The sequence below is a fragment of the Citrobacter sp. 506 genome (assembly GCF_050434985.1).
GTDB lineage: Bacteria > Pseudomonadota > Gammaproteobacteria > Enterobacterales > Enterobacteriaceae > Citrobacter > Citrobacter braakii.
Window position 1 is genome coordinate 1 of record NZ_JBNDJN010000014.1, and the last position, 4,451, is coordinate 4,451.

The window sequence follows — 4,451 nt, forward strand, 5'->3', positions numbered from 1 at the left end:
CCTGACCCCATGCCGAACTCAGAAGTGAAACGCCGTAGCGCCGATGGTAGTGTGGGGTCTCCCCATGCGAGAGTAGGGAACTGCCAGGCATCAAACAAGTGAAGAAGCCCATCCTGCCGGATGGGCTTTTTTGCGTCTGCAGGGAATGAGAACTGCCGGAGGTGGCCTCCCGCCTTATCCGGCCGGCGTCTGTTATTATCGGATATGGCGCCTGTAAACCTTATTCTGCCGGTGATTGCAGCCTCATCGGATGCAAAGCAACATCCTAAGCTTCCATAACACAAGCCATCCTGCTGCATATACGGTAAACTAAGCGCGATTTTGCATCAGGAAAGCGTCTATGAATCACTCCCTTAAAGCCTGGAACACCTTCGGTATCGATCAACACGCTAATGTGCTTGTCTGTGTCGAAAATGAGCAACAACTACTAAATGCCTGGCAATCAGCCAATGCATCACATCATCCAGTGCTAATCCTGGGCGAAGGGAGTAACGTCCTGTTTCTTGATGCCTTCCATGGAACGGTGATCGTCAACCGTATCAAGGGAATAGCGATTACAGAACAACCTGATGCGTGGCATTTGCACGTAGGCGCGGGTGAAAACTGGCATCATCTGGTAGAGCATACGCTGCAGCAAAGCATGCCCGGGCTGGAAAATCTGGCGCTGATCCCCGGCTGCGTGGGTTCATCGCCAATCCAGAATATTGGTGCCTATGGCGTAGAACTGCGGCGCGTCTGCGAATACGTGGACTGCGTAGAGCTTTCGACCGGCAAACATCTGCGTGTCAGCGCCGCAGAATGCCGATTTGGTTACCGCGACAGTATCTTCAAACATGAGTACCAGGATCGTTTTGCGATTGTAGCTGTTGGTCTGCGCTTACCTAAACAGTGGCAACCCGTTCTCACTTACGGTGACCTGACGCGTCTTGATCCTGCCACGGTAACGCCTCGGCAGGTTTTTGATTCTGTTTGCCATATGCGCACCACAAAACTGCCCGATCCAAAAGTAAACGGTAATGCGGGGAGCTTCTTTAAAAACCCGGTTGTCACCGAGGACATTGCGCAGGAGCTCCTGGCGAAATTCCCGACTGCACCTCATTACCCGCAGGCTGATGGCTCTGTGAAACTGGCTGCTGGCTGGCTTATCGATCAATGTCAGCTAAAAGGCATGCGCATTGGTGGCGCAGCTGTACATCAGCAGCAGGCACTGGTGCTGATCAATGCAGGCCATGCTACGAGTCAGGATGTGGTGCAGCTGGCGCATCACGTACGCCAAAAAGTCGGTGAGAAATTCAATGTCTGGCTTGAACCGGAAGTCCGGTTTATTGGCCCACTGGGTGAAGTGAATGCCGTGGAGATCGTTGCATGAAGGATGATACCGTCCCCCTGACGCTTATTTCATTATTAGCCGATGGCGAATTTCACTCTGGTGAGCAACTCGGTGAAAAGCTGGGAATGAGCCGTGCGGCAATCAATAAACATGTCCAGACGCTACGTGACTGGGGTGTTGATGTATTTACTGTCCCTGGTAAAGGATACAGCTTACCTGAACCTATCCAGCTATTAGATTCATCACTTATTTATTCTCAGCTGGATGGCGGGAATATAACGGTCCTACCGGTTATCGACTCAACCAATCAGTACCTGATGGATCGAATTGGTCAACTGGAGTCAGGGGATGCCTGCGTCGCTGAGTATCAGCAGGCCGGTCGTGGTCGTCGTGGACGTAAATGGTTCTCTCCCTTTGGCGCCAATTTGTACCTTTCAATGTTCTGGCGACTGGAACAAGGACCGGCAGCCGCGATTGGTCTGAGCCTGGTAATTGGTATTGTCATGGCTGAGGTTTTACGCGATCTGGGCGCGGATAAAGTGCGTGTTAAATGGCCGAACGACCTCTATTTGCTCGACCGTAAACTGGCAGGGATCCTGGTTGAACTCACCGGAAAAACGGGCGATGCCGCACAGATTGTTATTGGGGCGGGTATAAACATGTCCATGCGTCGGGTTGAGGAGAATGTGGTTAATCAAGGCTGGATTAATCTGCAGGAAGCGGGCATTACCATTGACCGCAATACTCTGGCTGCCCGACTGATCCGCGAGTTGCGCGCTGCCCTGATACTGTTTGAGCATGAGGGCCTGGCGCCGTATTTGTCCCGCTGGAGGGCGCTGGATAACTTTATCGACCGTCCAGTTAAACTCATTATTGGTGATAAAGAAATATTTGGCGTATCTCGTGGAATAGATGCGCAAGGTGCATTACTACTCGAACAAAATGGCGTGATAAAACCCTGGATGGGTGGGGAAATATCGCTTAGAAGCGCTGAATAATAAGAAGGGGAGCTATGGCTCCCCTTTATTTTTTATTTTCGTAATCTGACTTGCTCAACGGCATGATTGGCGCTTTTCGTCATGATTAAGCTGGCTCGCTCACGCGTTGGTAAAATATTCTGTTTTAAATTCAACCAGTTGATTTCTTTCCATAGCGATGTGGCCGTGTTGATTGCCTCGTCTTCCGACAATTTCGCATAGTTATGGAAATAAGAGTCTGGGTTGGTAAATGCCCCTTCGCGGAATTTCAGGAAGCGGTTGATATACCACGTCTGGAGTAATTCTTCTGGCGCATCAACATAAATAGAAAAGTCGACAAAGTCAGAAACAAATACATGATGTGGATCGTGAGGATAGTCCATCCCGCTTTGTAATACATTGAGCCCTTCGAGGATTAATATGTCGGGCTGGGCAACGGTTTTGTCGCCATCAGGGATCACATCATAAATCAGATGAGAATAGACCGGTGCCGTAACGTTGGGGACGCCAGACTTTAGATCGGAAACGAATTTAACCAGACGGTGCATATCATAGGACTGAGGAAAGCCTTTCTTCTTCATGAGCCCACGATCTTTCAACACCTGGTTAGGATGAAGAAAACCGTCAGTAGTGATCAGCTCAACCTTACGATGCTCGGGCCAGCGACTCAGCAACGCTTGCAACACACGTGCAGTCGTACTTTTGCCGACGGCGACGCTGCCAGCAATGCTAATAATATAAGGAATACGTTCGCCGTTGGTGCCTAAAAATTGCTCCAGCACAGCCTGACGCCGCAGGTTCGAACTGATGTAAAAATTTAGCAAACGCGATAATGGCAAATAAATCTCAGCAACTTCTTCCAGCGATAAGTCTTCGTTAATGCCTTTCAGACGAGCAATCTCTTCCTCGGTCAGAGTCATCGGCACGGAATCACGAAGCGCAGCCCACTGGTTGCGATCAAACTGTAGGTAAGGCGACGTTAACGCTTGCTCTTTTATACTCATACGCATGGTCTGGCTGTCATTGCTATATCAGGTCTGCGGTAAAAAACGAAATCATCCCCGGTACGCAATGGCACGCACATTTCAGTTAATTTGGACAATGGGCAGGAGGGTAACACCAGATGGGGGGGAATAATAAGAAAAAATCGTCCCCTGAAACGCAATGTGACGGCTATTCCAGATGTATAAAGATGCACTTTCTCTCTATTGATAACTGCATGCTGGAGCAAAATGCCTTCAGGGAGCGCGGCTGACGTTGGAAATTTGTTCAATCCGAAGAAGAAATAGATTATTTATCGGTCGTATAGCGCAAAATGTGAGCGATAGAACATTTTATGCAATTTTTTAGTTGCATGAGTGCGCATGTCTCCATAAAATGCGCGCTACTTGATGCCGACTTAGCTCAGTAGGTAGAGCAACTGACTTGTAATCAGTAGGTCACCAGTTCGATTCCGGTAGTCGGCACCATCAAGTCCGGTGGGGTTCCCGAGCGGCCAAAGGGAGCAGACTGTAAATCTGCCGTCACAGACTTCGAAGGTTCGAATCCTTCCCCCACCACCACTTTCTGGCAGCGTTATCGCCGCCTGAGTTGGTTAAAAAATTAATCAGCTCGAATAAAAAAGAGAGAAATCTCTTTTTTATTACAGAAAGAACTGGGTAGCCGAGTTTCAGGATGCGGGCATCGTATAATGGCTATTACCTCAGCCTTCCAAGCTGATGATGCGGGTTCGATTCCCGCTGCCCGCTCCAGACGTGCTGATATGGCTCAGTTGGTAGAGCGCACCCTTGGTAAGGGTGAGGTCCCCAGTTCGACTCTGGGTATCAGCACCACTTCACTTCTCCTTCCCGTTTCTCTCTGTTTACTTTTAAAAGCATTCAACAGCTCAGGCATATGGCCTGGTTGATGTGGTGATATCACCGATTTATCCGTGTCTTAGAGGGACAATCGATGTCTAAAGAAAAATTTGAACGTACAAAACCGCACGTTAACGTCGGTACTATCGGCCACGTTGACCATGGTAAAACAACGCTGACCGCTGCAATCACTACCGTACTGGCTAAAACCTACGGCGGTGCTGCTCGTGCATTCGACCAGATCGATAACGCGCCGGAAGAAAAAGCTCGTGGTATCACCATCAACAC

General features: G+C 49.4%; 4 protein-coding genes, 4 tRNA genes, 1 rRNA gene and 1 pseudogene. 8 read left to right on the plus strand and 2 right to left on the minus strand.

Going from position 1 to position 4,451, the window contains the following annotated elements; all coding sequences use genetic code 11:
* The 3 genes from rrf to birA form a co-directional block, all read left to right on the plus strand.
* Window positions 1–89 (plus strand): 5S ribosomal RNA (gene rrf, locus ABIE10_RS23490); the annotation flags it as partial.
* A gap of 251 nt (window positions 90–340) precedes the next feature.
* Entirely contained in the window at window positions 341–1,369 is a 1,029-nt protein-coding gene (gene murB / locus ABIE10_RS23495; protein WP_429157317.1) for a UDP-N-acetylmuramate dehydrogenase, read from the plus strand.
* Window positions 1,366–2,328 (plus strand): bifunctional biotin--[acetyl-CoA-carboxylase] ligase/biotin operon repressor BirA, encoded by a 963-nt coding sequence (gene birA, locus ABIE10_RS23500; RefSeq protein ID WP_429157319.1) that lies wholly within the window; start codon window positions 1,366–1,368, stop codon window positions 2,326–2,328. Before murB ends, birA begins: the two co-directional genes overlap by 4 nt.
* Window positions 2,329–2,360: 32 nt before the next feature.
* Here birA and coaA read toward each other — a convergent pair whose 3' ends face one another.
* Window positions 2,361–3,311 carry a type I pantothenate kinase gene (gene coaA / locus ABIE10_RS23505; protein WP_003031107.1) on the minus strand — a complete coding sequence of 317 codons (951 nt, stop codon included), beginning with the start codon at window positions 3,309–3,311 and terminating at the stop codon, window positions 2,361–2,363.
* A 289-nt stretch (window positions 3,312–3,600) separates the two neighbouring features.
* Window positions 3,601–3,681, minus strand: a pseudogene (locus ABIE10_RS23510) (hypothetical protein); the annotation flags it as partial.
* A 19-nt stretch (window positions 3,682–3,700) separates the two neighbouring features.
* Here ABIE10_RS23510 and ABIE10_RS23515 point away from each other — a divergent pair.
* The 5 genes from ABIE10_RS23515 to ABIE10_RS23535 form a co-directional block, all read left to right on the plus strand.
* A tRNA-Thr gene (locus ABIE10_RS23515) sits at window positions 3,701–3,776 on the plus strand.
* Between the two features lie 8 nt (window positions 3,777–3,784).
* Window positions 3,785–3,869 (plus strand) — tRNA-Tyr (locus tag ABIE10_RS23520).
* 114 nt (window positions 3,870–3,983) lie between these two features.
* Window positions 3,984–4,058: transfer RNA gene (locus ABIE10_RS23525), tRNA-Gly, on the plus strand.
* A 5-nt stretch (window positions 4,059–4,063) separates the two neighbouring features.
* Window positions 4,064–4,139: transfer RNA gene (locus tag ABIE10_RS23530), tRNA-Thr, on the plus strand.
* Window positions 4,140–4,257: 118 nt separating this feature from the next.
* Window positions 4,258–4,451, plus strand: a 194-nt coding sequence (locus tag ABIE10_RS23535; protein WP_000031656.1) for a GTP-binding protein, incomplete at its 3' end; no start/stop codon positions are given.